The 25,725-nt window shown below is 57.6% G+C and carries 24 protein-coding genes; 12 read left to right on the top strand and 12 right to left on the bottom strand.

What is annotated here, in order from left to right:
* Positions 1 to 105 precede the first annotated feature (105 nt).
* The gene (locus tag ACTQX9_RS07730; protein ID WP_427719404.1) at positions 106 to 255 is read left to right on the top strand and encodes a 4Fe-4S binding protein; all 150 of its coding nucleotides are present in this window, start codon (positions 106 to 108) and stop codon (positions 253 to 255) included.
* 29 nt (positions 256 to 284) lie between these two features.
* Positions 285 to 617, top strand: coding sequence for a hypothetical protein (locus ACTQX9_RS07735; RefSeq protein ID WP_427719385.1), 333 nt, complete (start codon positions 285 to 287; stop codon positions 615 to 617).
* A gap of 68 nt (positions 618 to 685) precedes the next feature.
* Here ACTQX9_RS07735 and ACTQX9_RS07740 read toward each other — a convergent pair whose 3' ends face one another.
* Both ACTQX9_RS07740 and ACTQX9_RS07745 read right to left on the bottom strand, forming a co-directional pair.
* A complete protein-coding gene (locus tag ACTQX9_RS07740; protein WP_441541003.1) occupies positions 686 to 1,582 on the bottom strand; it encodes a tetratricopeptide repeat protein in 897 nt (298 codons plus the stop codon).
* Positions 1,583 to 1,708: 126 nt separating this feature from the next.
* Entirely contained in the window at positions 1,709 to 2,296 is a 588-nt protein-coding gene (locus ACTQX9_RS07745) for a hypothetical protein (protein WP_441541005.1), read from the bottom strand.
* A gap of 156 nt (positions 2,297 to 2,452) precedes the next feature.
* On the opposite strand from ACTQX9_RS07745, the gene ACTQX9_RS07750 reads away from it, so the two are divergent.
* Together ACTQX9_RS07750 and ACTQX9_RS07755 are read left to right on the top strand one after the other, a co-directional pair.
* Positions 2,453 to 2,626 (top strand): hypothetical protein, encoded by a 174-nt coding sequence (locus ACTQX9_RS07750; RefSeq protein WP_154516931.1) that lies wholly within the window; start codon positions 2,453 to 2,455, stop codon positions 2,624 to 2,626.
* A 210-nt stretch (positions 2,627 to 2,836) separates the two neighbouring features.
* A complete protein-coding gene (locus ACTQX9_RS07755) occupies positions 2,837 to 6,091 on the top strand; it encodes an ABC transporter ATP-binding protein/permease (RefSeq protein ID WP_441541007.1) in 3,255 nt (1,084 codons plus the stop codon).
* A 273-nt stretch (positions 6,092 to 6,364) separates the two neighbouring features.
* On the opposite strand, the gene ACTQX9_RS07760 is transcribed toward ACTQX9_RS07755, so the two are convergent.
* On the bottom strand, positions 6,365 to 7,189 hold the full coding sequence (locus ACTQX9_RS07760; RefSeq protein WP_441541009.1) for a hypothetical protein: 825 nt from the start codon (positions 7,187 to 7,189) through the stop codon (positions 6,365 to 6,367).
* A gap of 350 nt (positions 7,190 to 7,539) precedes the next feature.
* Here ACTQX9_RS07760 and ACTQX9_RS07765 point away from each other — a divergent pair, with 350 nt between their 5' ends.
* Together ACTQX9_RS07765 and ACTQX9_RS07770 are read left to right on the top strand one after the other, a co-directional pair.
* Positions 7,540 to 8,493 (top strand): tRNA dihydrouridine synthase, encoded by a 954-nt coding sequence (locus ACTQX9_RS07765; protein WP_441541011.1) that lies wholly within the window; start codon positions 7,540 to 7,542, stop codon positions 8,491 to 8,493.
* A 250-nt stretch (positions 8,494 to 8,743) separates the two neighbouring features.
* Positions 8,744 to 10,750 (top strand): InlB B-repeat-containing protein, encoded by a 2,007-nt coding sequence (locus tag ACTQX9_RS07770; protein ID WP_441541013.1) that lies wholly within the window; start codon positions 8,744 to 8,746, stop codon positions 10,748 to 10,750.
* A 256-nt stretch (positions 10,751 to 11,006) separates the two neighbouring features.
* Here ACTQX9_RS07770 and ACTQX9_RS07775 read toward each other — a convergent pair whose 3' ends face one another.
* The 3 genes from ACTQX9_RS07775 to ACTQX9_RS07785 form a co-directional block, all read right to left on the bottom strand.
* Positions 11,007 to 11,252, bottom strand: a complete 246-nt coding sequence (locus tag ACTQX9_RS07775; RefSeq protein WP_154516949.1) for a glutaredoxin family protein — start codon at positions 11,250 to 11,252, stop codon at positions 11,007 to 11,009.
* Between the two features lie 51 nt (positions 11,253 to 11,303).
* Positions 11,304 to 12,131: a TipAS antibiotic-recognition domain-containing protein gene (locus ACTQX9_RS07780; protein ID WP_441541015.1), complete on the bottom strand. Its 828-nt coding sequence runs from the start codon at positions 12,129 to 12,131 to the stop codon at positions 11,304 to 11,306.
* Between the two features lie 143 nt (positions 12,132 to 12,274).
* Positions 12,275 to 13,495 carry a Cna B-type domain-containing protein gene (locus ACTQX9_RS07785; RefSeq protein WP_441541017.1) on the bottom strand — a complete coding sequence of 407 codons (1,221 nt, stop codon included), beginning with the start codon at positions 13,493 to 13,495 and terminating at the stop codon, positions 12,275 to 12,277.
* 313 nt (positions 13,496 to 13,808) lie between these two features.
* Here ACTQX9_RS07785 and tsaA point away from each other — a divergent pair, with 313 nt between their 5' ends.
* The gene (tsaA, locus tag ACTQX9_RS07790) at positions 13,809 to 14,546 is read left to right on the top strand and encodes a tRNA (N6-threonylcarbamoyladenosine(37)-N6)-methyltransferase TrmO (RefSeq protein ID WP_441541019.1); all 738 of its coding nucleotides are present in this window, start codon (positions 13,809 to 13,811) and stop codon (positions 14,544 to 14,546) included.
* 112 nt (positions 14,547 to 14,658) lie between these two features.
* On the top strand, positions 14,659 to 15,870 hold the full coding sequence (locus ACTQX9_RS07795) for a MalY/PatB family protein (RefSeq protein WP_427728362.1): 1,212 nt from the start codon (positions 14,659 to 14,661) through the stop codon (positions 15,868 to 15,870).
* Positions 15,871 to 15,966: 96 nt separating this feature from the next.
* Here the strand turns inward: ACTQX9_RS07795 and ACTQX9_RS07800 are convergent, their stop codons facing one another.
* Positions 15,967 to 16,446: a pyridoxamine 5'-phosphate oxidase family protein gene (locus ACTQX9_RS07800; RefSeq protein WP_154516961.1), complete on the bottom strand. Its 480-nt coding sequence runs from the start codon at positions 16,444 to 16,446 to the stop codon at positions 15,967 to 15,969.
* A 254-nt stretch (positions 16,447 to 16,700) separates the two neighbouring features.
* On the opposite strand from ACTQX9_RS07800, the gene ACTQX9_RS07805 reads away from it, so the two are divergent.
* The 3 genes from ACTQX9_RS07805 to ACTQX9_RS07815 all read left to right on the top strand — a co-directional run bounded on the left by ACTQX9_RS07805 (position 16,701) and on the right by ACTQX9_RS07815 (position 19,126).
* The gene (locus ACTQX9_RS07805; protein WP_154516963.1) at positions 16,701 to 17,126 is read left to right on the top strand and encodes a potassium channel family protein; all 426 of its coding nucleotides are present in this window, start codon (positions 16,701 to 16,703) and stop codon (positions 17,124 to 17,126) included.
* A 36-nt stretch (positions 17,127 to 17,162) separates the two neighbouring features.
* A complete protein-coding gene (locus ACTQX9_RS07810) occupies positions 17,163 to 17,696 on the top strand; it encodes a TIGR00730 family Rossman fold protein (RefSeq protein ID WP_427719368.1) in 534 nt (177 codons plus the stop codon).
* A 125-nt stretch (positions 17,697 to 17,821) separates the two neighbouring features.
* Positions 17,822 to 19,126, top strand: coding sequence for a chloride channel protein (locus ACTQX9_RS07815; RefSeq protein ID WP_441541022.1), 1,305 nt, complete (start codon positions 17,822 to 17,824; stop codon positions 19,124 to 19,126).
* An 83-nt stretch (positions 19,127 to 19,209) separates the two neighbouring features.
* Here the strand turns inward: ACTQX9_RS07815 and ACTQX9_RS07820 are convergent, their stop codons facing one another.
* From ACTQX9_RS07820 to ACTQX9_RS07840, 5 genes are all read right to left on the bottom strand, one after another.
* Positions 19,210 to 19,947: an SAM-dependent methyltransferase gene (locus tag ACTQX9_RS07820; protein ID WP_441541024.1), complete on the bottom strand. Its 738-nt coding sequence runs from the start codon at positions 19,945 to 19,947 to the stop codon at positions 19,210 to 19,212.
* Between the two features lie 257 nt (positions 19,948 to 20,204).
* A complete protein-coding gene (locus tag ACTQX9_RS07825; RefSeq protein WP_441541026.1) occupies positions 20,205 to 21,080 on the bottom strand; it encodes an EamA family transporter in 876 nt (291 codons plus the stop codon).
* Positions 21,081 to 21,530: 450 nt separating this feature from the next.
* Positions 21,531 to 22,229, bottom strand: coding sequence for an ABC-2 transporter permease (locus ACTQX9_RS07830; protein ID WP_441541028.1), 699 nt, complete (start codon positions 22,227 to 22,229; stop codon positions 21,531 to 21,533).
* Positions 22,226 to 23,107, bottom strand: coding sequence for an ABC transporter ATP-binding protein (locus ACTQX9_RS07835; RefSeq protein ID WP_441541030.1), 882 nt, complete (start codon positions 23,105 to 23,107; stop codon positions 22,226 to 22,228). Before ACTQX9_RS07835 ends, ACTQX9_RS07830 begins: the two co-directional genes overlap by 4 nt.
* A 23-nt stretch (positions 23,108 to 23,130) precedes the next feature.
* The gene (locus tag ACTQX9_RS07840) at positions 23,131 to 23,511 is read right to left on the bottom strand and encodes a GntR family transcriptional regulator (RefSeq protein ID WP_370450620.1); all 381 of its coding nucleotides are present in this window, start codon (positions 23,509 to 23,511) and stop codon (positions 23,131 to 23,133) included.
* Positions 23,512 to 23,982: 471 nt separating this feature from the next.
* Here ACTQX9_RS07840 and ACTQX9_RS07845 point away from each other — a divergent pair, with 471 nt between their 5' ends.
* Positions 23,983 to 25,596: a peptide chain release factor 3 gene (locus ACTQX9_RS07845; RefSeq protein ID WP_427719358.1), complete on the top strand. Its 1,614-nt coding sequence runs from the start codon at positions 23,983 to 23,985 to the stop codon at positions 25,594 to 25,596.
* The last annotated feature ends 129 nt before the right edge of the window (positions 25,597 to 25,725 follow it).

Here is a 25,725-nt window from a genome sequence, read left to right on the forward strand (position 1 = left end):
TCACTCGGCGCATTCTATGCGCTCATGAATAAGGTGTCCCTACTGGGGATTCGGGTTGACGCATGCAAATGTGTCTCGTGCGGCAAGTGTTCAAAGGTTTGTCAGATGGACGTCGATGTGGTCCGCGCGTCCAATCATGCCGAATGTATCCGGTGCGGAAAGTGCATCGGGGCCTGTCCCGTCGATGCCATCAGCTATCGCTATGGCCTGGATGCGTCGGCAGCAAAGCTCCCTCTGACCGCCGATAAAAAGTAAACAAGCTTCGACAAAACGGAGGAATGACCATGAAGCTTTCTAAGATTGCGGCCTTGTTTATGGTGCCGGTGCTGGCCTTGTGTCTTGTGGCATGTTCGGCGCCCGGTGGCAACGCGAGCGAATCTACGAGCTCCGATCCTAAGATCGCGGAGCTCATCGCGCAGGAGCCGACCAATGCCGACGAGGCCGCCGAGCTGTATGCGAAGCTCATGCAAAAGGAGAACGATATCCTTTCGAGCGATAGCGCACTGTGGGAAAAGGTGTTTCTTGCCGCCAATAAAGATATGCCGATGATTGAGGACGGCAGCAATTACGGCGATTTCCTGCTCAAGACCATCGACGGCGCCAAGGTAAACATCTGATCCTGCCATGGAGGGACTCCATGGCAGGATCAGATCATTGATGTTGATAAGACGCGCGAAAGTGGCACTTAGCGGTCAATCACAAAATTGTCCATCTCGACGAGCTCACGAGCCTTCTCCTGACCTTCGATGGCCTCGCGGAGACGCTTGGCGTAATATGTCATGCCATTGGCGATGTCGATGCGCAGACCGATTTCGGCGCGTTGATAGAGCGCCAACGCGCGCAGGGGATTACGGTCGATGCCACAAGAGGGGGCGTCGGGGTCAATGAGCATAGAGGCTATGCGAATGGCGGGCTGGGCGAACTCTGCATCGTCGCGGGCAAGCTCAAGACTGCGTTCGTACAGGCGGTATGCTTTTGACCTATCTTGCGGCACGGCGCGACCGCGGCTGAACATGTCGCCGAGTTTGTACACCGCCTCGCTGGAGGGCGCAAGCGCTGCGGCAAGCGAATACCACTGATAGGCTTTGGCATGGTCGGGCTTGCCAGTCCTTCCGTACTCGTAGATATAGCCGAGGTTGATGATGCTCTGGAAGCAACCTGCGTCGGCCGCCATTTCGTAGAGTTCCGCGGCCTTGGCGTAGTCCTGCTCAACAAGGTCTCCCATATAGTAGAGGGCGCCTAAATCGTTCATACAGGCTCCGCTGCCGGACGAAACTCCCAGCCTGTAGCCCAAGACGAGCATTTCCCTAACTGCTGAAGACATACGGGCCGCACGGTAGATGCGCTCTCTGTTTTCGCAGATATACTGGGCATAATCATCGCCAGGCGTGGAGAATGCAACGTTTGCCATCTCGGCGAGGAGGTCTTTTTCCTGCTCGGGCCCATAGATAAGATCTTCGGAAGGAAAACCCTCGTTGTATTCGTCCTCGCCATGGTCGACAAACTCCATGCCGGCAAGTTCTGCCATGCGCGCAACGTCTTCCTTTTCGACTCCATATGCGTTGTTGGGATTAAGGTCCATCGTTTGCTCCTTTCGGATTGTCTACTGTTTTGTATCGTATCAAGTGATGGAGACCGCGGAATTTCCATTTCGCTGTACGGCAGGTCAGAGCGCTTACCGCTTTTCAAGCTCACCCACAAAGACGGGTCAAAGTGCCTCCGCAGGCTTAGGCTCGGGTGAATACAGTTCTCCCTGGGGGTTTACGCCGATGGGGTCTGAGCAACAATCGAGCCATTCTTCGGATGCTAAATCGCTGATGGGCTGCTGTTCGCATACGGCACTGAAATTGATGCGTATGGCATCAATTTCAAGTTCGGGTGCTGCCGGCACCGCATCGATAAAGTAACGCCAGCGTTCGTCGTCCAAAAGATGCAGCAGCGTAATTTGTGTCTTTCCGTGGTATTCGTACGCATCGAGCACTAAAAAACGAGACTCCGACGGGGTCGCACAGTGTCCTCGATCGGCGTCTTGCTCCAATTCGGTTAGATCGATGATGCGGTTCAACAGGATGAGAAGACGATGCGATGTGCTCATGCCGCCAATGTGGGACGATATGTCAGCGGGGTTCTTGCTGCGAAAGATTGTGCCGGGCTTGTAGAGCGCGGCGACCTGAGGTGAAAGATCGGTGTCTCGTACATAGGTATTCAGCCCGGACAGCATGTAATCGAGGGCACTTTTATAATCCTTCGCACTGGCGCTGTCCTTAGGCGTGCCTGTTTGGCCGCAATCGTTCATGGTCGCCTTCCGTATTGTTGCCGCGGAGAAGATTGCGGCATGGCTGCTCTTTATCGGCGAGCATATCAATCCGTGTGGACATCTTTTTGATTATCACGGCGGCTTGCGCCATTCGGCAAAGGTTCTCATCAACCGCGCCGCCACGGGACTCTTGAAGTGGTGGATGTTTCCAACGCGATTCTTGGCAAACCACTGCCCGCCGTCAGTACGATCGACAGCTCGGATCTTATCCTCGAGAAAGGTGGCTTACAGGAAGGCTGGCACGGCGTGCTGGCGCTGGGCAGCGAGGTTTCGGATATCGCTCCAGGGGATGCACTCACAATTGACTAATGTGACAAAGTGACAGTTCCTTTGTCACATTATCGGCGGTATGCGCGGGATGGTACGTCACGCGATGTGCCGTCCTGCTCGTTTTTTGGCGCGCTTCGTTACATTCCTCACTTGCGCCGGTAAAAAATGGGGATAGAGTAGGACAAACGCGTCGAATACGAACGGCGGGGGAGAGCGGGCAAGGTGCCTGCGCAGGAGAGGTTGCCGTCCATGCTGGAGCTCAAAGGAATTTGCAAAAGGTATGTTACGCAGTCGTTTACGCAGGTGGCGCTCGACAGCGTGAGCCTGTCTTTTCGGGATAACGAGTTCGTGGCCATTCTGGGGCCCTCGGGTTCGGGTAAGACCACGATGCTCAACGTTATCGGCGGACTCGACCACTTTGACTCGGGTGACCTGCTGATCGACGGTATTTCGACCAAGGACTTTCACGATCGCGATTGGGATGCCTATCGCAACAACCGCATCGGCTTTGTGTTCCAAAGCTATAACCTCATTCCACATCAGACCATTTTGGAAAACGTGGAGCTGGCGCTTGCGCTCACGGGCGTGGGGCACGCCGAGCGCCGCCAGCGTGCGCGCAAGGCGCTCGAGGCCGTTGGTCTGGGCGAGCACGTGAACAAGCGCCCGAGTCAGCTTTCGGGTGGACAGATGCAGCGCGTGGCCATCGCCCGCGCCCTGATTAATGATCCCGAGATTGTGCTGGCAGACGAGCCGACCGGCGCCTTGGATTCCACAACGTCCGTGCAGGTCATGGACTTGCTCAAGGACGTCGCGCGCGACCGTCTGGTTATCATGGTCACGCATAATCCCGATCTGGCGTACGAGTACGCCACGCGCATCGTCAACCTGGCGGACGGCAAGATTACCGACGATTCTGATCCTTTCGATGTCGCTGACGCCACGCGCCGCGAGGCCAAGCCTACGCGCAAAACCTCGATGAGCTTTGTGACGGCGCTGGGGCTTTCTGCCCGAAACCTTATGACCAAGAAGGGCCGTACGGCCATGACGGCCTTTGCGGGCTCGATTGGCATTATTGGCATCGCGGCGATTTTGGCGCTGTCCAATGGCGTAAACGGCTACATCAAAAAGGTCGAGGAGGATACGCTTTCGAGCTACCCGCTTACCATTTCCAAGCAGGATTACGACCTGTCGTCCATGATGGGCGAACAGGGGGCCACGGATGACGATACGTCCAAGAACGAGGGTTCGTCCGACGACGGCACCGACGGTAAGGCTCAGGGAACCAAAAAGATTCCCGTGGTCACGGCCGTAAAGGATATGTTCGCAAGTGTTAAGTCCAACGATATGACGAGCTTTAAGGCATGGCTTGACGGCGGCGGCGACGGTATCGACAAAGAGGTCAACGCCATCCAGTACGGTTACGGCGTGACGCCGGTTGTCTATCGTGCCGGCAAGGGCGATGAGAAGCCTGTCCGGCTGGTGCCCAACGCTATGACCGAGGCCATGAGCGGTGGTGCGAGCTCGGCGGCAACGGTGAGCATGGACTCCATGGGAACCTCGGTCTTTAACGAGATGATCGACGATCAGAGTCTGCTCGACAGCCAGTACGATGTCGTCGCCGGCCATTGGCCTACGTCTGCTCACGAAGCCGTAATGGTGCTTTCGAGCCGTGGAACGGTGGGCGACTATACGCTTTACAGCATCGGTGCGCTGGATATCGATGAGCTCAACGACCTGGTGAACAGTGCCATGGCCGCCGACGGTAAGATTGAGACGCCTGAGAGCGGCGCCGACTTTACTTACGACGATGCGCTGTCCACGACGTTTAAGGTGTTGTCGCCGGCCGATGCTTATCGCAAAAACGAAGAGACCGGCATGTGGACTGACATGTCTGGCGACGCCGACTTTATGACGGCCAAGGTTGCCGACGGTATTGACGTGCACATTGTGGGCGTGGTGCGACCTAACGAGACGGCCAATGCGAGCGCGTTATCTCCGGGCATTGCCTATACGCATGCGTTGACTCGCCAGCTTATGGAGCGCGCCGCCAATTCGCAGATCGTGCAAGAGCAACTTGCCCACCCCGAGACGGATGTCTTTACGGGCAAAACCTTCGACGAACTGCAAGGCGAGGCCAGGCAAGGCGTGGATCTGGGCAGTATGTTCAGCGTGGACGAGGCAGCGCTCAAGAGCGCGTTCTCGTTCGATGCGTCTGCACTCTCGGGTTCTGCCGGTGGCATGGATCTTTCGGGCATCGATTTGTCGGGCCTGGATATTGATCTTTCGGGCGTTGGCAAAGACATCGACTTAAGCGACATCATGGCCAAAGCGCCGACCCCCGATTTTTCGGGCATCTTTGACGGTCTGGAGCTCACGCCCGAGCAAATGCAACAGGTGGGAACGCTTGCCAACCAACTATTTGAGGGCTTTTTGCAGTCTGATCAGTTTAGGGCGCTGTCACCCGAAGATCTCAAAGACGCGTCAAAGCTTGCTGCCGCATTCTCGGCGTATCTCGAGAACGATGTTGTGGCGCAGCAGTGCCTGGCGCAGCTCAAGGCGCTCGGCGGCGATGCCCTGGCCGAGCGCCTGCAACAGGCGATGACCGACTATGTCCAAAATCAGTTGGCTCCGTATCTGCAGCAGGCTATGGATCAGGTGATGAAGGCGATCAGCGAGCAGGTGGCAACGACCGTGTCGACCCAGCTCAAGGCCGGCGCGGCAGGGCTCATGGACCAGATGGTGACGCAGATATCTTCGAGTTTTGCCAACCTGGCGAGCGCCATGCGCGTGGATGCGAGCGCCTTTGCTCGTGCCATCCACTTCAACATGGACGCCGAGGACCTGAGCTCGCTCATGATGAGCTATGCCAAGGCGTCGAAGCTCACCTACGACAACAATCTGACCACGTTGGGCTACGCGGATGAAGCGGATCCCATCTCGGTCAAGATTTTCCCGCGCGACTTTGAGGCCAAGGAGCGCGTACTCGACCATATCGATGCGTACAACAAGCAGGTCAAAGCCGCCGGCCACGACGAGCAGGCAATCTCGTACACCGACTACATGGGCATCATCATGGGCTCGGTGACTGATATCGTGAATACCATCAGCTTGGTGCTCATCGCGTTCGTGAGCATCAGCCTGGTCGTGAGCTCCATCATGATCGGCATCATCACCTACATCAGCGTGCTGGAGCGCAAAAAGGAGATTGGCATCCTACGCGCGATCGGTGCGTCGAAGCGCAACGTGGCAAACGTGTTCAACGCCGAGACCTTTATCGAGGGCCTCATTGCCGGCGTCTTTGCCATTGTCGTTGTGGTGGCCGTGAGTTTTCCGGTTAATGCCTGGGCGCTTGCTGCCAAACAGGTACCCAATCTGATGAGCTTGCCCGTGCAGGATGCGCTGGCGCTCATTGCAATTTCGGTGCTGCTGACGGTCGTTGCCGGCCTGCTGCCGGCCCGCAGTGCATCCAAGAAAGACCCCGTGGAAGCCCTGCGCTCCGAATAATGTGACAAAGGGACTGTCCCTTTGTCACATTGAGTGACATGTAAATCGAGGTCTAATACTTTTCCCGAGAAGTGAACGAGTCAAAATGGACCCCCGAAGCATCGACACTTATTGAAGGCGGTTTCCTGCGGTTTTGCCAGCCAAATCCTGCGGGTTTGGCGTCTAAAAATGTCGATGCTTCGGGGGTCCAAATATAGCCGTTCACTTCTCGGGAAAAGTATTAGACCTTGAGATATAGACGGCGTTTGCGAGCGTCAATTAGAGCGTAAGTTGCTAGTCCTCCTTTGCGGAGAGCATGAGGCTAATTTCCGGATGGGTGTACTTGTCGAACTCTTCTTTGGGCTCGGTGTCAAAGGTGTAGTACGACTTGATAGATTCGTCCTCCGTCTTGATGCTGATTTCTTCATATAGGGATCCGGCTAAAAATGCCTGTTTAAATTCATCCGACAGGCTGCATGGCGTGAGGAGGCCCGGTGTGGCAACGGAAATGTCTAACCCGTTGAGCGGGGCGCAGAGTGTCGCGATATCCTGCTCGCTGCAGGCGAGGTTGTCTGCAAGGCTTGCCTCGGGGTCGATCTGACTGGTGTAATCGACGTCCGTGAGCATGCCATCTGCATCGAAAGAAAGGTAGACATAGGCTGCTTGAGCGCCAAGGTCATTATCAAGCAGATAGCCGGTAATGCGGTAGCCGTAGTCGTGATACGACTCGTATGGGTCGTCTGCCGCGACGCGTTTGCACGCGGGCTCCAAGGCATCTTGCGCGGCGAGCACGCCGGCGACCTCCGCGGAGCGGTCTTTGTTGGTTTGGGCTACCGCAAGCCTGCTCTGCAGCTCCTTCCACTGTTTGCCCTGCATTCCAAAGCGCGGCGCAAGAGCGCAATAGCAAAAGATGACGAGTTCGATTGCGGTGAGTGCAATGGCGGTATATATGCCCGCGGATTGGAATTCCTTTTGGTGGAACGCGACATCGTTGATCATTTGGAGCGGCAACATCAACAGACATGCTACGAACGACATGACGAGTGCGGTCGCTGCGATTTTGGGGTATGTGCAGTACCGCTGGATGCGTTTCTTTTCTTGCTCGGTGAGCAGCTGCATGGGGCCTCGACTCTCATCGTTTTTCGAGGGCGATGCGCACACACTCTTGAGTATAGATGAGCGGAGGGTGTCTGTTGTTCAGACATGGCGGTCAACAGCTTGCTGTTGGTGATCGCTTGATCGCGAACGTCCTCTTTTGGACAAGGAAAAAGTGGCGAGTGAGGGAGCTGCTGTGGGGCGGCCCTGCTTGCTGTTTGTGGGCGCCATTCACCTTCGTTGCACAGGGATGGTCGGAGGGCTGGTTGGTGTCAAGCAACCGCCTCCGCCTTGTGGGCCGCCTCGGGGACAAGGCATAATGCATGTGACAAAGGGGCGGTTCCTTTGCCGCATTGATTTGAGAGTAGATGTTGATGATTCTATCGTTGGCCCCCATGGAGGGGATTACCGGGCATGTGTTCCGTCGCGTGCATGCGGAGTGCTTTGGCGCGCTCGATTGCTATTACACGCCGTTTTTGCCGCCGCCGCGGGTGGGAAACCGCTTTGGCGGCAAGGCGTTTAAGGAGATCGATCCTGCCAACAACCAGGGGCTCAACGTAGTGCCTCAGCTGATGTCTAAGAACGCGGACGAGTTTGTGTGGGCGGCGCAGGTGCTCGCCGACATGGGCTACCGCGAGGTCAATCTCAACCTTGGCTGCCCCTCGGGGACGGTTGTTGCCAAGGGCAAAGGATCGGGCTTTTTGCGCAACCTCGATGAGCTCGAGGTGTTCTTGCGTGATGTGTGCGAGCGCTCGCCGTTGCCGGTATCGGTAAAAACCAGGCTGGGGCTGGAGAGCGACGACGAATACGAGCGCGTGCTCGATCTGTACTGTCGCATGCCGCTGGCAGAACTGATCGTGCATCCGCGCATACAGAAGGATCGCTATACGGGCTCGCCGCGCAAAGAGTTTTATGGCGAGACGCTGGAGCTGGCGCCGTTTCCGGTGGCATACAACGGCGATATTTTTGATCTTGAGGACATGGAGGCGCTGGTGGAGGCCTATCCCGGTACACGCCATGTGATGCTGGGGCGTGGCTTGCTTGCGAACCCCGCGCTGGCTCGCATGGTCAAGGGCGGTCCTGCTGCCACGGCAGCCGAACTGCAGCGCTTCCACGACACGCTGTTTGCGGCATATGCAGAAGAGATTGGCGGCAACGCGGTCTTTCGCATGAAGGAGTGGTGGTTCTACGCTAAATGCGCCTTCGCCGATCCTGCTACCGTTCACAAACTCGTACGCAAGACTAAAAAGGTCGACGAATACCGCGCCGCCGTCGACCGCGTTTTCCGCGAGCAGCCGCTCGCGCCTACCGCTCGTTTCCACGGATAACTGATCTGTAGGGGGACGAAGGAAGCAAATCGTCTTGTTGGTGCCAACTCCCAGAGGCTTGGGACTGGCACCAAAAGTTGTGCAAGAAACTTGCCAAAATGTGATGATGCTATGACTATTTAAAATATTTACAATGTGATAATACTTGAGCTATAAACCTGAAGCGTATTTCGCTTAAGCCATAAGAATAGCGATGTAAGATAGTTGTGCCGGCATTCTGCCGGGCTCGATACGAAAGGAAAGGCATTCCATGAAAAAACGCTCCCATGCCGTTCTTGCGGTAACAGCAGGGCTTATGACATCCCTCTGCTTTCTTGCGCCTCAGGCTTTTGCGGATGGCGGTTTTGCTTCTGTTTCCGAGCCTGCCGTTGAGGCGTCTTCGGTGAGCACGGTTGCCAAGCCCCAAGTCGATGCCGCGTCTGCGAACGAATCTGGCACGCCTGTCGCCTCTTCTGCCGAATCTGCTGCGACCGCTCCCTCCTCGGCTCCTGTTGACGCAAGTGCTTCTGCGGGCGCAAGGAACGGTGCTTCTGTCGCAGAGTTTAATGGGACCCCGTACGCGACCTTTGATGAAGCGCTCGCTGCTGCCAAAAACACGAACGGCGCGACCATCAAGCTCCTTGGCGATGCCGAGACTTCGGGCCTTGATTTGCACAAGGACCTCACCATCGACGGCAATGGCCACGCGCTGAAGTTCACCCAGAAGAAGGGCATTGCCCTTTGGGGTAAGGCTCTGACGTTCAAGAACGTCAACGTGACCATGACCGGCATCGGCTCCACTCCGTATACCGCCGAGTGGAATTGGATGTCTGTGTGCGCGAGCAAGGATGCCTCGCTCACGCTCGATGGCGCTACGCTTACCATGGACGGTACCGGTACCGCCAGCAATGTGCATGCCATCTATTTCTGCAGCAACAACAAGCTAAACTTGAAGAATGGCTCTAATCTCACCATTAAGAACTACAGCCAGGACGCTCTTGAGTGGGATGGTGGTGACGGTGGCTACAACGTGAATATTGAAGGTGGTTCCACCTATATCTCCGACCACAACCGCTCTGGCTTTACGGGCACGTTCTATGCCACTATCGATTCGTCGACGGTCAAGGTTCTTAACAGCAAGGGCAACGGCTCGAACGGCACGTACTACACCATCAAGAACGGCTCCGAAGTCACGTTCGATAACAGCGGCACCTGGGGTATTTCCGCTTGGCGCATCGACATGAGCAAGGGCTCGAAGCTCTATGCGAATGACAACGGGTACAGTGGCATCTGGACTCGCGTGCTTAACGTTGATTCTTCTTGCCTGGTTGACGTCGAGGGCAACGGTACAAAGGGACCCGCCGCGAAGAACGGCGGCATTTTCTTCCAGGGCAACAAACAATACACAAGCGTGATTGAGAAGGGCGCAAACGTCACCATCAAAAATAATGCGGGCTCTGGTATCTACACTGAGCAAGATGTTTGCAACCTGACCATTGGCTCTGCGACCATTACCAATAACGGCACTGGCGCCTGCAACAAGGACGGCATTGGTGCCGACATGGGCGGCGGCGTCTATAACGTGGGCACTATGAGGCTCGACTCGTCGGTTGTTATCTACAACAACCACGCCGCGAACGCCGGCGATGACATCTACAGCACCAGTGCTGGCGACACTGATTTTGGCAATGTTGGCACTGGCTGGATCCTTGATGACTGCGACCACACGATTGACGGCTGGTATGTTGACGGGAAGGACTCTCGCTGGTCCGCCCATGGCGAGGCCAAATATGTAGAGGCTGCTCAACCTGGTACTTACGAGGCAAAAGAAGCCCCTGTTGCATTCAAGGCTGCCCACGGCCTCGTAAGCGTCAGCTACCAGTATGTCGGCGAAGCCCCCGAGAAGGCAAAGTTGCCCGATGCCGATGAGGGCCTTGAGGTTGGCTCTGCGTATGCCGCCAAGGAGCAGAAGGCTGTCGATGGTTGGACGTTCGATGGTTGGTATACCGACGAGGGCTGCACGGTCCTGTGGAACGACGGCGATTCGCTGACGGGTTCGATGACGCTCTACGGCAAGTGGACGAAGAAGCCCGTTCAGCCGAGTGAAAAACCCAAGACGGAGATTGCCAAGAAGACCAAGAGCACCAAGAGCACCAAGTCACTCCCTTCGACCGGTGATAAAAGCAGCGCCGTGATGACTGCCGCCCTCGCCGGTGTTGGCACTGCGGTGCTCGGCTTTGGTGAGGCGATTCGTCGCAGGGCCAATTCCAATAGGTAGTTGATGGTTGGCAGGTCACGCTTACGGTGAGCTACATCGCTAAGCGCATTTGTTCAATTTAGGGCGTGGGTGGCTAGAGCGAGCCACCCACGCCCTTTCGTTTGACCCTCGGGGCGGAGAAAACGGATCACCTGTGCCGGGCCCATGCAAAAAGCTGTACGCCAGCATCCAAAGATGTCGAAAAGTGTCGACTTTGGATACTGGCGTACATGTTTGGCCGTATGGGTTGGGGCCTTGGACGGACGGGATGCGCACGCTAGAGCAGGTTCTCCTGTACCCATGCGATGATGTCGCTCGATTCGTAGAGTGGTTTGCCGTCGATGAACAGACAGGGAACCTGGCGTTTTCCGCCGACGGCGATGAGCGTCTGCTCGGCATCGGGGTCGGTCGAGATGTTGCGCTCAGGGATGGTCACACCGTTATCGGCAAGGAAACGCTTGACCTTCATGCAATACGGGCAGCCGGTCATAACGTACAGCGTGAGCTCATGATTAGTAGCCATAAGTCTCCAATCGGTTGAGGTTTTGATTGAAATACCCAAAGCCGCCGCGGTCTATGCATGAGCTGACGACGACTCGATGGCCTGTACCAGAAACGCCGTGGCTCCGGTGCCGCAGGGCTTGTCGTAGTAGTCGATAAAGCGCTGGTCAGCAAGATAGCCGTGGGCGAGGCCCAGGTATGCTTCGTCTTGGGGCTTGTGCCCCCAGTTAAGGCCAATCCATCGACGGTGCATCGCGACAAGTTTGCGGGCCTCGCTTCCATCCGCATCGCCGTCGCCCATGGCAATCGAAAGCTGACCCAGAATAGCGCGTTCAAGTTCCTTCATGTCGTTCCATGTCTCGGGGTCCATGTCCAGCAGTGCTTCGTTTGCTGCGTCGATCGCCTCGTCGCCATAGCGCGCCCGCGCCTCGGCACCGTAGCGCTCCTCGTTTTCTTGCACGGAGCGCCAGCGCTCCAGTTGCGGCAGGACGGCGCCCATGAGCGAGACGGCTTCGTCGAGCGACATGCCGGTGTTTTGCGCCAGCCGCGGGGCACAATCCTCGATCATCGCCTCCATGGTGGTGTCGTAGGTGTACTTGCCGTGGTCGTAGCACCACTTGCAGTAATGGTCGGTCATGGCGCCCACAGCATCGGTGCCGCAGTCGTCGGGTGTGAGTATCATGCCGCAGCTCTGGCAATAGTGCTCGGGCATTTCGAGCAGGTGGGACAGCGGTTCTCCGGTTACGGCGGCAATGAGCTTCATCATGTCGATGCCCGGGGTGACTTCGCCGCGTTCCCAACGGCTGACGGCTTGGCGTGTGACGAAGAGCTTGGCGGCGAGGCCTTCCTGCGTGAGATTGTGCGCGCGGCGGATGGCGACGAGCTTGTCTGCAAATGCCATGACGACTCCTTCCTGCGGGTTTGTTCGCTGGTTAAAGTATGGCCGCGGGTACGCGGGCTGCCAAGCAATCGTTGGTTGCGCATAACGAAAAGCCCCGCCGGAATATCCGACGGGGCTCCATTCAATGGCAAGAAGAGCGCGGCCTAGAGCTCGTTGCGCTTCTTCATGACAACGGCGGCGCCGAGGGCGGTCGCGCCGAGTGCGACGATGGCGAGGGCGTTCGCGCTCTGGTCGCCGGTCTGGGGAAGAGCCTTGCGAGAGGTCTTCTTTGCAGCGGGCTTCTCGGTCGAGGGCTTCTCGGCGGGGGCGGCAGCAATCTCGTGGGTGTTCGTGATTGTTCCCTCGTTGCCAACGGTCGCGTTGTCCGTGGTGTAGCCGTCGATGTTCGCCTGGGTCACCTGGTAGGCGATCTCGTGGCGGACACCGTTCTCGTCATAGGCGTACTTGCGGACGTTGTCGAAGACGACGTTGTAGGTGTCGCCGTTCTCCACAATGACGGCCTGCGCGTCAGTGGGCTCGCCGTCAGCGGTGAGCGTGAGGTACTTGGCGAAGTCCTCGGCGCTCGGGCGGATACCGTCCTTGTTGGAGGAGTCCTTCCAAGCGACAGTTACGTTTACTTGGGTGTAAGCGGGGGTGATGGTGAGCGTGCCGGGGACGACTTGGACCTGAACAAAGCCGCTGGTATCGTCGCCGACGAGCTGATAGTAGTGGTAGCCCTCGTAGTCGAAGCTGCCGATGCCCGTGCGGTTTTTGGCGGTGTTGCTGGTGTAGGGCGCAGGAATCTTCTCAGGGTCGGTCGCGACGGTGATGTCGTACTCACCGGGCGCGTAGTTGGCCTTCTCGGCGGCATCGCAGCTGAGGATGAAGTCGGAAAGGTTGAGGGGGTTGTTGGGGTTGCCGCTCAGCACGTTGAGGTCGGCGGCGAGGGAGGGCTTTTCCTCGCCCTCCTGCATGGTCACGTTCGGGACTTTGAGCTGATACTGCGTCCAGACGCTGTGGCGAATTGAGTTGTCGGCGTAGTCCTTGTACTCGCCGATGCCGTGAATGTTCTCCCACACGAAGCCGGCGGCAGTCATTCCTTTGTCGGAATTCTTCCACTCGGTCTCGCTCGAGGGATTCCAGCTGCGCTGGTCTGTGTAGTAGTACTGGCGGACGAAGTCCTCGCCCTCAACGAGCTCCTCGCCCTTCTCGTTCTTGACGGTGCTCTTGAAGTGGTGCTCCTGGCCGTTATAGGAAACGGACTGTGGTGCGGAGGCCGTGAACTGACCGGCCTGGCCGGCCAATGCGGTCGCCGGCAGCGCGAGGACGACGGCGGCAACGAAGGCCACCGCTAAAGCAACAAATCTGATATGGCTGTGCTTCACTTGTGTTCCCCCCCCTGTAAGGTTCGGTTATGAAATGCGTGGTTATGGGCGGCTCTGCGATGTACCCCCCCTAGACATAACCTAATTCTATACCCAACCTTAAAGAATGTCTGCAAGTTTTGGTAAAACAACTATGACCGCGGTGAAGCATTTCCTTCGACTTGTTGAGCGGTCTACATGCGCATTAGCGGAAAATGGGTTGTGCAACGTTCGTCTTTTCGGTGATTGTTTAAGTGCAAGTTGGTATCATGTGCAAGTCAAAGGACTGCGTCGACCTGCTCTTATGTCGGAATAAATTGTAACCGGGGGTATAATGAGGCCAATCGCTTACATACATACCGACCTGCCGCAGAAGTTCGGTATTCCGCGCAACAGCTTTTTGGCGCCCCACCTGCAGGGACGCATCGTCTTTGAGCCGGAATTTGCCTCCAACGCAGCAGTTGAGGGTCTGGACTCCTTCTCTCACCTATGGCTGCTGTGGCGCTTCGAAAACGGAACGCCCGGCGGCACGGCTAAGGATATAGCTGCCGATGCCAAGACGCAGGACAGGTCCGGCACCAACGTCAAGTGGTCGAAGACTGTGCGCCCGCCGCGTCTGGGCGGAGCCGAACGCGTGGGCGTGTTTGCCACGCGGAGTCCGTTTCGCCCCAATCCCATCGGTCTTACCTGCGTCAAGCTCAGCCGCGTTGAGCGCACCGACGACGGCCCCATCATCCATGTACTGGGGGCCGACCTGCGTGACGGCACGCCCATCTACGACATTAAGCCCTACATCCCGTTTGCGGACTGCCACCCGGATGCGACCGGCGGCTGGATTGAGGGTGCTCCGTGGCAAGAGCTCGATGTTAAGTTCCCGCAAGCGCTTCAAGACATGGTCCCGCCCGCAAAGCTCCCCGGTCTGGTCGAGGTTCTTCGCCAAGATCCGCGCCGCGCGGGCAGCAAGCACGAGCCAAACCGCGTTTACCACTTGGCTTACGCCGGACTCGACATATCGTTTACGATTGACGGGGCCAGGTTGACGGTAACCGCCATCAACGACGCGCGAGACTAGTCAGCCATTCGTCCGCATCCGTCAAATTAAGCGCCAAACCCCATGCCAAAATCGCCTACGCTGGTGGACAATAACGCCTACCGAATCATTCCGCTCTGCACGGGGGCTCAGCATGAAATACGACTTCACTTCAATCATCGACCGCCACGGCATGGACTCCATCGCCGTTGACTCTTGGGGTGAGATCCCCGGTATGGCTCCGAACGCACCCGACGAGGGCTTCGACCGCATTCCCATGTGGGTGGCGGACATGAACTTCGCCACGGTGCCTACAGTCCAGGAGCACATCATTCAGCGCGCCCAGCACCCCATGTTTGGTTACTTCAATCCGCGTTCCGAGTACTTCGACCGCATCATCGAATGGCAGAGCCGCCGTAATGGCGTCGAGGGCCTGGCGCCTGAGCATATCGGCTACGAAAACGGCGTGCTGGGCGGTGTCGTGTCGACACTGCGCGCGTATGTCCAGCCGGGCGATGCGGTGTTGGTCCACAGCCCCACCTACATCGGCTTCACCAAGTCCATCGAGGCCGCGGGCTATCGCATTGTCCACAGCCCGCTTCAGCTCGACGACCAGAGCGTGTGGCGCATGGACTTTGAGGACATGGAGCGCAAACTCGCCCAAAACCACATCCATGCCGCAGTGTTCTGCTCGCCGCACAATCCCTGCGGCCGCGTATGGGAGCGCGACGAGATCGAGCGCGCCATGGACATTTATCGCAAGCACGATTGCGTGGTGATCTCGGACGAGATTTGGTCCGATATCATTCTGCCGGGACACAAGCACATCCCGACGCAGTCGGTGAGCGAGGATGCCCGCATGCGCACGGTTGCCCTCTATGCGCCGAGCAAGACGTTTAACCTGGCGGGTCTGGTCGGCAGCTACCACATTGTCTACAACGAGACGCTGCGCGACCGCATGTGCGCTGTGTCTAACAAGACCCATTACAACGAGATGAATGTCCTTTCGATGCATGCGCTTATCGGTGCCTACCAACCGCAGGGCTACGAGTGGGTGGACGAACTCAACCAGGTGCTTGCCGACAATATCGAGTACTTCTGCGATTACGTGGACGAGCATTTTGAGGGCGTGTCCTATTCGCGTCCGCAGGGCACGTACATGGTGTTTCTGGACTGCACCGAGTGGTGCCGCGAGCATGGCCGTGATATTCAGTGGTTGCTCGACGAGGGGGCACGCGTGGGCGTGGGGTATCAGGATGGACGTCCGTTCCATGGCCCCTGCCACATTCGCGTGAATCTGGCGCTGCCGCTTTCGCGCGTAAGGGAAGCGTGCGACCGCCTAGACCGCTACGTTTTTGGGGTATAGGGGTCGCACGATTCGGGTACTGCGGCTTGCGCCCGCGTCGTCAACGTGCGTGGGCGCATAGGGCGCAGAGGGTTGCGAGCGCGTTTTCCACGTTTGCTACTTTTCTTGAATTTGCTTGCCGCAAAGGTGTTCAACCGTAATTTCATACAGCTGGACGCCCCTGATACTTTGCTTGATCTCCTCTTCGACCTCTTCGGCAGAAGGATAGTACTTGAGGGCAAACTGTCGGACTTTGTCTTCGACAAACGCCGGGTCATCGTTCACGAGGCGGCAACGGCCAAAAACCACAGTGCTCTGAACATAGGGTGCCCAGTCGTCGTCTTTGTACCAATCGTTGCCATAGACGGTAAAGCAGACTTTGTCGCTGCGTTTGAGTGCATCGACCTTATGCCCCGCCTTGGCTCCATGAAAGTAAATTTTGTCGTGCTCGGGGTCAAAGTAGTAGTTAACGGGAATGGCGTAAGGATAGCCGTCGTCTCCGTTGACGGCAAAAATGCCGCGTTTGCAATTAACAAGCAGCTCTCGTGCCTCTTGATCGGTGATAGCACGCTTCTTTCTACGAAGAGGTCTAAACATCGTGGGTTTCCTTTCTTTCCGCGTGCTGCGTGCACGGCGGTGGGTGGCATGTCTATATCAAGATACTAGTTCAGGCTGCGAGGCCGACGGGAACATCCTATTTGTCGCAGATTGAAACGCACTTTTTGTTGTGGAAGGATTGTCCCTCACAACTCGTCGTCTAGGGGCATTCTCGATGGCTGGTTCCGTTTGCGGGGGAGGCGTGGGACAATACCGACCAAAAGCGATTGCTTGTCCTGAAAAAGGGGGTCTCGATGAAAAAGCTGAGGACGCTGGCCGATGTGTTGCGTCAAGCCGGTTTCGTGCGCATCACGGGCCTTTTTCTCGTCTTTTATCTTCTGTGTTCAATGGCTGTTTGGCTCTCTGAGCCAACAACTCTTACGTTTGGCGACGGCCTTTGGTTTAGCTTTGAGACCGTATCGACGATCGGCTTTGGCGACATTCCGGCCGAAACGCCGGTCGCCCGTGTCATCACGGTCGTCCTGAGCGTTATCAGCATTTTTTACATTGCCATGCTCACGGGCGTGGCGGTGAGCTACTGCAATATGCTCATCAAGATGCATCAAAAGGACACTATGGCGCGCTTTATGGATGATCTTGAGCATTTGGAAGAGCTCGATCGTGACGAGCTCGCCGATCTGTCGCGCCGCGTGCGCGAATATCGCCGGCGCCAGCGCTAAAACGGGCGCCGCGCGTCACCATGAGGGGGACTGAATTTGAATATCACCGTGTATCTGGGTGCCAGTATCGGCAATGACCCGGCGTTTCTGCCTGCGGTGCAGGAGCTGGGCAACTGGATTGGCGCCAACGGGCACGCGCTCGTGTACGGCGGATCCAAATCGGGCCTGATGGGCGCGCTCGCCGATAGCGTGCTTAATGCCGGCGGGCACGTGACGGGTGTGGAGCCGAGCTTTTTTATCGAGGCCGAGTTTCAACATGACGGTATCGACGACCTCATCGTGACGAGCGATATGGCGGAGCGTAAGGCAAAGATGATCGAGCTCGGCGATGCGTTCATTGCCTTTCCCGGTGGGACGGGCACGCTCGAGGAGATTGCCGAGGTTATGTCCGCGGTGTCGTTGGGGCACCTGAGTGCTCCGTGCATCCTGTATAACCTGGACGGTTACTACAACGACCTCAAGGCGCTGCTCGGACACATGATTGATAAGGGCCTATCAAGCCCACGGCGCCAGCAAGGCATTTACTTTGCCGAGGATCTGTACGAAATCGCATCAATTATCAACGGATAAGCCTTGAGCCTGTCCCGCTGTGGTCCCCGGTGGCTCCGTTTGCAGCGCAGACGGTTGGCTTGTCTGGGCCACACTCGTTCTACAATAAAACGTATCTATGTCGACTTTGACCGCGGGAGGACCCGATGGATAAGCTCGCTAAACCTACAAACCGCGCGCTGTTTTTAGTTAGCGTTGCCGTGACCGGTGCGTTCGCAGGTGCCGCGGTCTGGCTGTTCTTTTTTGTGATGGAGCACGGCATCGACTATCTATGGACCGAGATTCCGCACGCACTGGGCGTCGCTTCGCCCGAGCTCGCCAGCGGCCCGTTTGGCTTTCTGCCGTACCCGTTTTTTGTCTGCCTGCTGGGTGGCCTGTTAATCGGTCTGTACGAAAAGATGACAGACACCAAGACCGATAACCTCAATCAGGTGATGGCTAAGGTCAAGCAAGATGGGCGCTACCCGTACGACAATCTGGGCAAGCTTTCGCTTGCGGCATTGCTGCCGCTGCTGTTTGGCGGAAGTATTGGACCGGAGGCCGGCCTGACCGGCGTTATCGCGGGCCTGTGCAGCTGGGTCGGCGACCGCATGCGTCGCTTTGGCGCCGAGTTTAGGGAGCTCACGCTGCTAGGTACCCAGGCTGCCCTGACGGCGCTCTTTACCGCGCCTGTCTTTGGCTTTGTGGCGCCGCTCGCCGGTAGCGCCGACGGCCAGGGCGAAGATGCCGACGATGAGTCCGCGTCCGACGAGATCACCATCAAGCTGCCCAAGGCGCAAAAGACCGTGGTCTATGGCATTGCGATTGCCGGCGGTCTGGGCACTTACCTGTTGCTTGGCCAGCTCGTGGGCGGCGGCATTGGCATGCCCAGGTTCGAGTCCGCCGAGGTGGGCAACCTGGAGCTTGCCTGGCTCATTCCGCTGGCGTTGCTCGGCACCGTTTGTGGTTGGCTGTACTTTGTCTCCGAGCATGCAAGCGAGGCGCTGTCCCGTGCAATAGGGGAGCGTCCTGTCGTCAAGGCCATGATGGCCGGTCTGGCGCTCGCCATCTGTGGCACGCTCCTGCCCTACACCATGTTTGCCGGCGAGACCCAGGCCGATGTGCTCATGGAAACCTATCTGACCATTCCCGCCGGCGTGCTTATCGCGACCGGTCTTGTCAAGGCTATGCTGACCCCCGCCCTCATCAATATGGGCTGGCGTGGCGGTCACTTCTTCCCGGTTATCTTCTCGGGCGTAAGCCTGGGCTATGGCCTTGCCATCCTCACCGGCGCCGATCCGGTCTTTTGCGTCGCCGTCTGCACGGCATCGACGATGGGCGCCGTCATGCGCCAACCCGTTATGGTCGTGGGCCTGCTGCTCATGTGCTTCCCGCTCAAGGGCATCGTCTGCATGATCATCGCCGCAGCCATCGCCGCCGGCATTCCGCTGCCCAAGCCGCTGCGCAAGTAGCATATTGCGCTTTGCGTTTGTTCAGAACTCGTTTTGAAGAAGCCGCGCGAGGCCATTTGTTTACGGCCTCGCGCGGCTAATGTTTAGAGCTTCCTCAGCACAATGGCGATGGTGTTGAGGTATTCGAGTGCGCCGGCTTCAACGGCAGCGCGGTCGCCTGCTGCGTACTCGTTGTCGCAGGCGAGCCAGTCTTTCCATGCTTCGTCCGTGCAGAGCATAGGCTGCATCGAGACAATCTCGACGCCGGGGGTCGGCTCGATCATGGCGCGCCACCAGGCTATGTCGTGCATATAGTCGAGCTGCTCGGGTGTCCAGGATTTGAGCAGGCAAACGGGCAGGTTGTCGTGGCAGTCGCGAACCATGCCGGGGATGCTTAAGTAGAGCATCCCGCCTTGCTTTACGTAGGGGAGTAGGCGCTCACCCAGATAGTGTGGGTCACGGCCGTAGTAGTTGTACGAGTCGATACTTACGACCGCATCAAAATAGTCGTGCTCAAACGGCAGCCCCTGCGAGGCGTCTGCCTTAACAGGGTGAATCGTGTCGCGCGAGATACCGAGCGAATCGAAGAACGCACGGTTTTCGACGGGGTCGCTCCACAGATCGACAGCGTAGGTGTCAAACCCGTATTCGCGGGCGAGTAGGGCGCTGGTGATACCGGTGCCCGATCCAAGGTCGCAAATGCGGACGCCGCAGGGGATATGCACATCGCGAAGCAGCTCTTCGCAGAGCTTGAGGGGATTGGGGCCCATAATCTTAGAGCGTACGAGTGTCGCGCCGAAGCTAGTTGCTTTTGGGAAGGATTGAGATTCCTGGGTTTGCATTGTTCTTTCCTATCAGGTGCAAAAATGGCAGATGACGGAGGCGGAACGGCGCAACAAACCACGGCCGTTGGACGGCCGTTTTCGTGGTTCTATGCGATTGACCGTTCCCTAAAGAACAATGACCAAAAAGACATCCCCTTGGATGATCGAGACTGAGCCGAGGCCCGTGACGTTTATATTGTAAAACGTCACGGGCGTGCCGGGATATGCCGTTTGTCACGGATTTGCGAGCGTCTAGATCTCGCTTGGCATCGGCGCTATTTCCAAATCGCGAGCGCGGCGGTGCCCAGGACGATGAAGGCGAGACCGATGGCGCTGCGCCGTGAGAGTTTTTCGTTGAATGCCAGGCGCGCAAATAGTACCGATACGACAATCGATAGTTTGTCGATCTGCACCACGACGCTCACCTGGCCTGTGGCGATGGCGTAGTAGCACAGCAGCCACGATGCGCCAGTCGCAATGCCCGATGCCGCGAGAAATACGAGTTCGTAGCGGTCTACGTGCACGGCTTGGCCCATCTTGCCTTTAGCTGCCACGATTGCCCATGCCATAACCAGTACCACACAGGTACGGATTGCCGTGGCCAGGTTGGACTCGACGCCTTCGATGCCAACCTTGGCAAGGATGGACGTGAGCGCCGCGAACACGGCGGCGCCGAGGGCGTAAGCGAGCCAGGTCCGGTCTTGCTGCCGCTCGGGTCCGGCAGACTGCTTCTTCTCGATCATTAAAAACGTACCGAGGGTGATGACAGCGGTTCCCACGAGCTTAACCGCAAGGTTGCTCGTCTCGCCAAAAAGCACGATGGCGATCAGTGCAGCGAGTACGGTGCTCATCTTGTCGACCGGTACGACCTTATTGACGTCTCCGATGCCCAACGCCTTAAAGTAACAGATCCACGAAGCACCGGTAGCGAGTCCCGAGAGGACGAGAAAGAGCCAAGATCTGGGTTCGATGCTGCCGATGGTTCCAATGGATCCAGAAATGTCCGCCATTGCCCAGGCGAAAACGAGCACCACGCAGGTGCGAATGGCCGTCGCGACATCGGAGTCGGTCTGCTTGATGCCGCATTTGGCCAGGACTGATGTGACGCCGGCAAAGAAAGCCGACACAAATGCTGCTGCGACCCACGACACGGGTGAAATGCCTCCCCAAAGAACGACCGCGCCAGATTTACGGCGCTCGTCCGATGATACCGTCCCGCCATGAAGCTTTGATATCGCTGTGGTGAGACAGGGGCCATAGTACGAGAGGGCATTTGGTTAAGGCTCGAATCGAAGGTGAATGGTTTTCCGCGAAGTGAACGAGTAAATCTGGACCCCTGGAACATGCACACTTTTTTCGAACAAAACTGCAGGATTCTTAGACAAAAACCGCAGGAATTGAGTCCTTAAAAATGTCGATGCTACAGGGCACTGTTTTTACTCGTTCACTTCTCGGAAAAGTATTCACCTTCGATATGCTGACGGTGTCTTTTTGGTTGCCAAGAACTAGACGGCCTGCTGTGAAGGGCGGTGGTGACGCTATGCCGCCTCGTTTCATTGAAAAAATAAGCGGGGTACCACCTAAGCTTTTTTAGCCGTCGATTACAGATCGCGTACTCGATAAACCTTGGTGCTGACAGCGCAGCTGATTACACATAGTGCGAGCGCCAGTACTGCAGTTCCTGCACACAGACAGCCAAGGACGGTGGGATCGGGATTCGCCCCGGCAATCGACATAAGCCAGTTGCTGATGGGGTTGGAGGAGCTCAACGTGGCCATGGCAAGGCATCCGAGCAGGGCAAACAGGCCAACGGATAGGCGCAGCGCCTCCATGTGTCCAAATCGAAAGAACAGCGGCTGCGCCAAAAACACCATCATGAGGGAGATGAGCATCGATGCTGCCGAGGCGATTGCGATTTCAAAGACCGTCTGTCCCGTCGAAGGAATGCCCGCGCTGTTGAAGAGCGGGATGGCGACGATACTCAAAAGCGTGGCAGCGCACGTCATGACGGCCGAGAAGACAACGATGCTCAGGTAGCGGGCACAAATAATGTCTTTGCGCGTGAGGGGCAGCGTTGCCCTATAGCGCTCCCATCCGTTTTGATTGTCGAAGCCTGCCAGCGAGCTCATGACCATGATGGGTGACATGGCGCTGAGCGCGCAGGCACCGGCACTTGTGCCAGAGTCGCCACCTGACGTGTTGGCGAGGGTCAGCACAACGAATATGAACAGGCCGACGCCCGCTATGCTTGGGACAAGCGTGCGAACGATGGCGAGCTCGGACATAAAGGCGCGTTTCATTTCGAAGCCCCTTTCAGCGTGAGGCGTAGATAATCGTCAATGGTTGCCCGATCGCAGGGAATCTCGGGGAAGGCCTCGAGCGTTTCGCGACGGTTGGGCACGAGCACGTCCACGCTATAAGCGTGGTGGGCGGCACGGGCGCCTTCGACGCAAGCCATAAGCTCGGCGGCCTGCGCTTGGGTACAGTGGGCGATGCCGGCGCGGTCGGTAATGTCCTCGCGCGGCAGGTCAAACACAATCGAGCCGTTATCGATGCAAATGATGCGGTCGGCAGCGCGATCGAGGTCGGACGTAATGTGGCTCGAGAGCAGCACGCTGCGCTGGCCGTCGGCGACAAAGGCAAGCAGCTCATCGAGCAGCTCCTCGCGTGCCATGGGATCAAGACCCGCGGTGGCTTCGTCCAAAACGAGCAGCTTGGCCTTGTGACTGAGCGCACAGGCAAGCTGCAGCTTCATGCCCATGCCGCGGGAGAGGTCCTTGACCTTCGCCTTGGGATCCAAGCCAAATCGGTCGATGAGGCTGGCGAAGGTGTCGTGGCTCCAGGTGGGATACGCCGGGCTTACGAGTGCCTCAACTTCGGTCACCTTGAGTGTGGAAGGGAAAGGACACGTGTCCAGCACGAGGCCGATACGGGTGCGCAAGCAGCGCTGCACTTCACCGGGTACGTCGGCGCCACAGCACTGCCCAAACAGGTGCACCTCGCCGGCATCGAGCTTTATAAGCCCGAGCGCGACGCGAATGGTCGTTGTCTTGCCGGCGCCGTTTGCGCCCACAAAGCCAACAATCTGGCCGGGCTCCACGGCGAGCGTGACATCGCGTAGTGAAAAGCGGTCGCTTACAGCGCGTGAGATGCCTTTGAGTTCAAGCAAGTTTTGCATGGTATAGCCTTTCTTGCAGATGGCTACTGCATGGTTTCGGGGGCTACCAGGTCGAGCATTTCGTGCAGTTTGTCGCGCGTGACGCCCAAGGCTTCGGCTTGGCTTGCCGCTTTCGCAAGCAGGTCTTCGATATGGCAGAGTTGGTTTTCGCGCAAGAGCTCCTGGTTGCCCTCGGCGACAAAACAGCCCTTGCCCTGCACGGTGCAGATAAACCCGAGTTGCTCTAGGTCGGCGTAGGCGCGCTTGGTGGTGATGACGCTCACACCCAGGTCGCTCGCGAGTGCACGGATGCTGGGGAGTTTGGCTCCCGCAGCGAGCGTGCCCGATAAGATCTGAGCTTTGACTTGCGAGGTTATCTGCTCGTAGATGGGCTTGTCGCTCGAATTGGATAGGATGATGTCCACAGCGGCTCCTTAGCTGTTGGGCTACACGTGTATATAACCGGTAAGCACAGTATATATACACTATGCACAGTTATGCAAGAGGCAAATAGGGATTGTCCGCTCGTTCATTCATCTCAATCTGTAACATCTGGAACCGATTTGGACGGCTACCTGTTACAGATTGAGATTTTGCTGGTGGGCCCCACCTGGCTGTCTCAATCTGTAACAACTGGAGAAGTTTTTGGCTGCTAGATGTTACAGATCGAGATCTTTCTGGGACGCCCACCTGTTTGTCTAAATCTGTAACAGGTAGAGGTTCAAAAACCGTCTAGATGTTACAGATCGAGACAAACTGCTGCGGAGTGCCGTCATCGACTGCTACACAGGCCCCAACTGATGAATTTGTCCTGATAGGCGCCCTAGAGCGTAATTTCGCGGCTACAATAGTACGGCTACAACGACGTAATGCACTCAATGCAAGAAAGGATCCGCATGGCAAGCCTGTCGGATGAAATCTCGTCGCGCCGCACATTCGCGATCATCAGCCACCCGGATGCCGGTAAGACCACGCTTACCGAGAAGCTGCTGCTCTATACCGGCAGCATCCAGACCGCCGGCTCGGTCAAGGGCAAGAGCTCGGCCAAGCATGCCGTCTCGGACTGGATGGACATCGAGAAGGAGCGCGGCATTTCCGTCACCTCCTCGGTGCTGCAGTTCACTTACAACGGCGCCTGCGTCAACATCCTCGATACCCCCGGTCACCAGGACTTTTCGGAGGATACCTACCGTACCCTTATGGCCGCTGACGCCGCAGTCATGGTCATCGACGGCGCCAAGGGCGTCGAGGCCCAGACCAAGAAGCTCTTTAAGGTCTGTACGCTGCGCCACATTCCCATCTTCACCTTTGTGAACAAGCTCGACCACGAGGCTCGCGATCCGTTTGAGCTCATGGAAGAGATCGAGAATGTCCTGGGCATCAATACGTATCCCATGAACTGGCCGATCGGCAGCGGCCGCAATTTCCGCGGCGTGTTCGATCGTCAGACCCGTCGCGTCATTGCCTTTGAGGGCGACGGTCACGCCAACGCCACCAAGAAGGTCGCCGAGGTCGAGGCCGAGCTGGGCGATTCTTCCATGGATGAGCTCATCGGCGAGGAGAACCATAAGAACCTGATGGACGACATCGAGCTGCTCGATGGCGCCGGCGACGAGCTCGACTTGGATGCCGTGGCCTGCGGCAAGCTGAGCCCGGCGTTCTTTGGCTCGGCGCTTACCAACTTTGGCGTGGAACCCTTCCTTAAGGAGTTCCTGCGTCTAGCCCCGACGCCGCGTGCCTATACCGATACGCTTACCAGTGAACCGGTCGATCCCTGCCGCGACGACTTTAGCGGCTTTGTGTTTAAGATCCAGGCCAACATGGACAAGAACCACCGCGACCGCATCGCCTTTGTGCGCATTTGCTCGGGTAAGTTCGAGCGCGGCATGGATGCCTTCCACGTGCAGGGCAACCGCAAGCTTAAGCTTGCCACGGGCACGTCGATGATGGCCGACGACCGCGCCATCGTGGACGAGGCGTACGCGGGCGATATCGTGGGCCTGTTCGACCCGGGTATCTTTAGCGTCGGCGACACCGTGTGCTCCGGCAAGCGCCATGTGCAGTATCCGCAGATCCCGACGTTTGCCCCCGAGATGTTCGCTCGCATTACGCAGGTCGACACGCTCAAGCGCAAGCAGTTCGTCAAGGGCATGGAGGAGCTTGCCCAGGAGGGCGCCATCCAGATCTTCCGCGAGCTGGGTGCCGGCATGGAGAGCGTCATCGTGGGCGTGGTCGGCGTGCTACAGTTTGAGGTACTCGAGCGCCGCCTCAAGGCCGAGTACCGTGTTGAGGTTCGTCGCCAGCCGCTGCCCTATACGGACATTCGCTGGATCCAGAACGACCCCGACACCATCGATATCCCGGGCCTTTCGCTCACGCGCGACACGTTGCGCGTCGAGGACATGCGCGGTGGCAAGCTGTTGCTGTTTACGAGCCCGTGGAACGTGGATTGGGCAACCGACCACAACCCCGACCTTATCCTGTCGGAGTTTGGCAACGTAGTCTTTTAACGCATCGGCGCGGTGGCCCTGCGGGGCTGCCGCGCTGCCTGCTTGCCTGATACCGCGTGAGCGGCTATCATGCCCACCGTCGCCTCAAGACCGGGGCGTCCGAGCAGTTCGGGTCCGATATCCTGCTCG

Origin of the sequence: Collinsella sp. LCP19S3_F2 (assembly GCF_052121015.1) — a bacterium.
Taxonomy (GTDB): domain Bacteria; phylum Actinomycetota; class Coriobacteriia; order Coriobacteriales; family Coriobacteriaceae; genus Collinsella.

Coding starts and splice junctions, on each gene's coding strand:
- ACTQX9_RS07730 (WP_427719404.1), top strand. CDS start 106: ATGGACGTCGATGTGGTCCGCGCGTCCAATCATGCCGAATGTATCCGG.
- ACTQX9_RS07735 (WP_427719385.1), top strand. CDS start 285: ATGAAGCTTTCTAAGATTGCGGCCTTGTTTATGGTGCCGGTGCTGGCC.
- ACTQX9_RS07740 (WP_441541003.1), bottom strand. CDS start 1,582: ATGGACCTTAATCCCAACAACGCATATGGAGTCGAAAAGGAAGACGTT.
- ACTQX9_RS07745 (WP_441541005.1), bottom strand. CDS start 2,296: ATGAACGATTGCGGCCAAACAGGCACGCCTAAGGACAGCGCCAGTGCG.
- ACTQX9_RS07755 (WP_441541007.1), top strand. CDS start 2,837: ATGCTGGAGCTCAAAGGAATTTGCAAAAGGTATGTTACGCAGTCGTTT.
- ACTQX9_RS07760 (WP_441541009.1), bottom strand. CDS start 7,189: ATGCAGCTGCTCACCGAGCAAGAAAAGAAACGCATCCAGCGGTACTGC.
- ACTQX9_RS07765 (WP_441541011.1), top strand. CDS start 7,540: ATGATTCTATCGTTGGCCCCCATGGAGGGGATTACCGGGCATGTGTTC.
- ACTQX9_RS07770 (WP_441541013.1), top strand. CDS start 8,744: ATGAAAAAACGCTCCCATGCCGTTCTTGCGGTAACAGCAGGGCTTATG.
- ACTQX9_RS07775 (WP_154516949.1), bottom strand. CDS start 11,252: ATGGCTACTAATCATGAGCTCACGCTGTACGTTATGACCGGCTGCCCG.
- ACTQX9_RS07780 (WP_441541015.1), bottom strand. CDS start 12,131: ATGGCATTTGCAGACAAGCTCGTCGCCATCCGCCGCGCGCACAATCTC.
- tsaA (WP_441541019.1), top strand. CDS start 13,809: ATGAGGCCAATCGCTTACATACATACCGACCTGCCGCAGAAGTTCGGT.
- ACTQX9_RS07795 (WP_427728362.1), top strand. CDS start 14,659: ATGAAATACGACTTCACTTCAATCATCGACCGCCACGGCATGGACTCC.
- ACTQX9_RS07800 (WP_154516961.1), bottom strand. CDS start 16,446: ATGTTTAGACCTCTTCGTAGAAAGAAGCGTGCTATCACCGATCAAGAG.
- ACTQX9_RS07805 (WP_154516963.1), top strand. CDS start 16,701: ATGAAAAAGCTGAGGACGCTGGCCGATGTGTTGCGTCAAGCCGGTTTC.
- ACTQX9_RS07815 (WP_441541022.1), top strand. CDS start 17,822: ATGGATAAGCTCGCTAAACCTACAAACCGCGCGCTGTTTTTAGTTAGC.
- ACTQX9_RS07820 (WP_441541024.1), bottom strand. CDS start 19,947: ATGCAAACCCAGGAATCTCAATCCTTCCCAAAAGCAACTAGCTTCGGC.
- ACTQX9_RS07830 (WP_441541028.1), bottom strand. CDS start 22,229: ATGAAACGCGCCTTTATGTCCGAGCTCGCCATCGTTCGCACGCTTGTC.
- ACTQX9_RS07835 (WP_441541030.1), bottom strand. CDS start 23,107: ATGCAAAACTTGCTTGAACTCAAAGGCATCTCACGCGCTGTAAGCGAC.
- ACTQX9_RS07845 (WP_427719358.1), top strand. CDS start 23,983: ATGGCAAGCCTGTCGGATGAAATCTCGTCGCGCCGCACATTCGCGATC.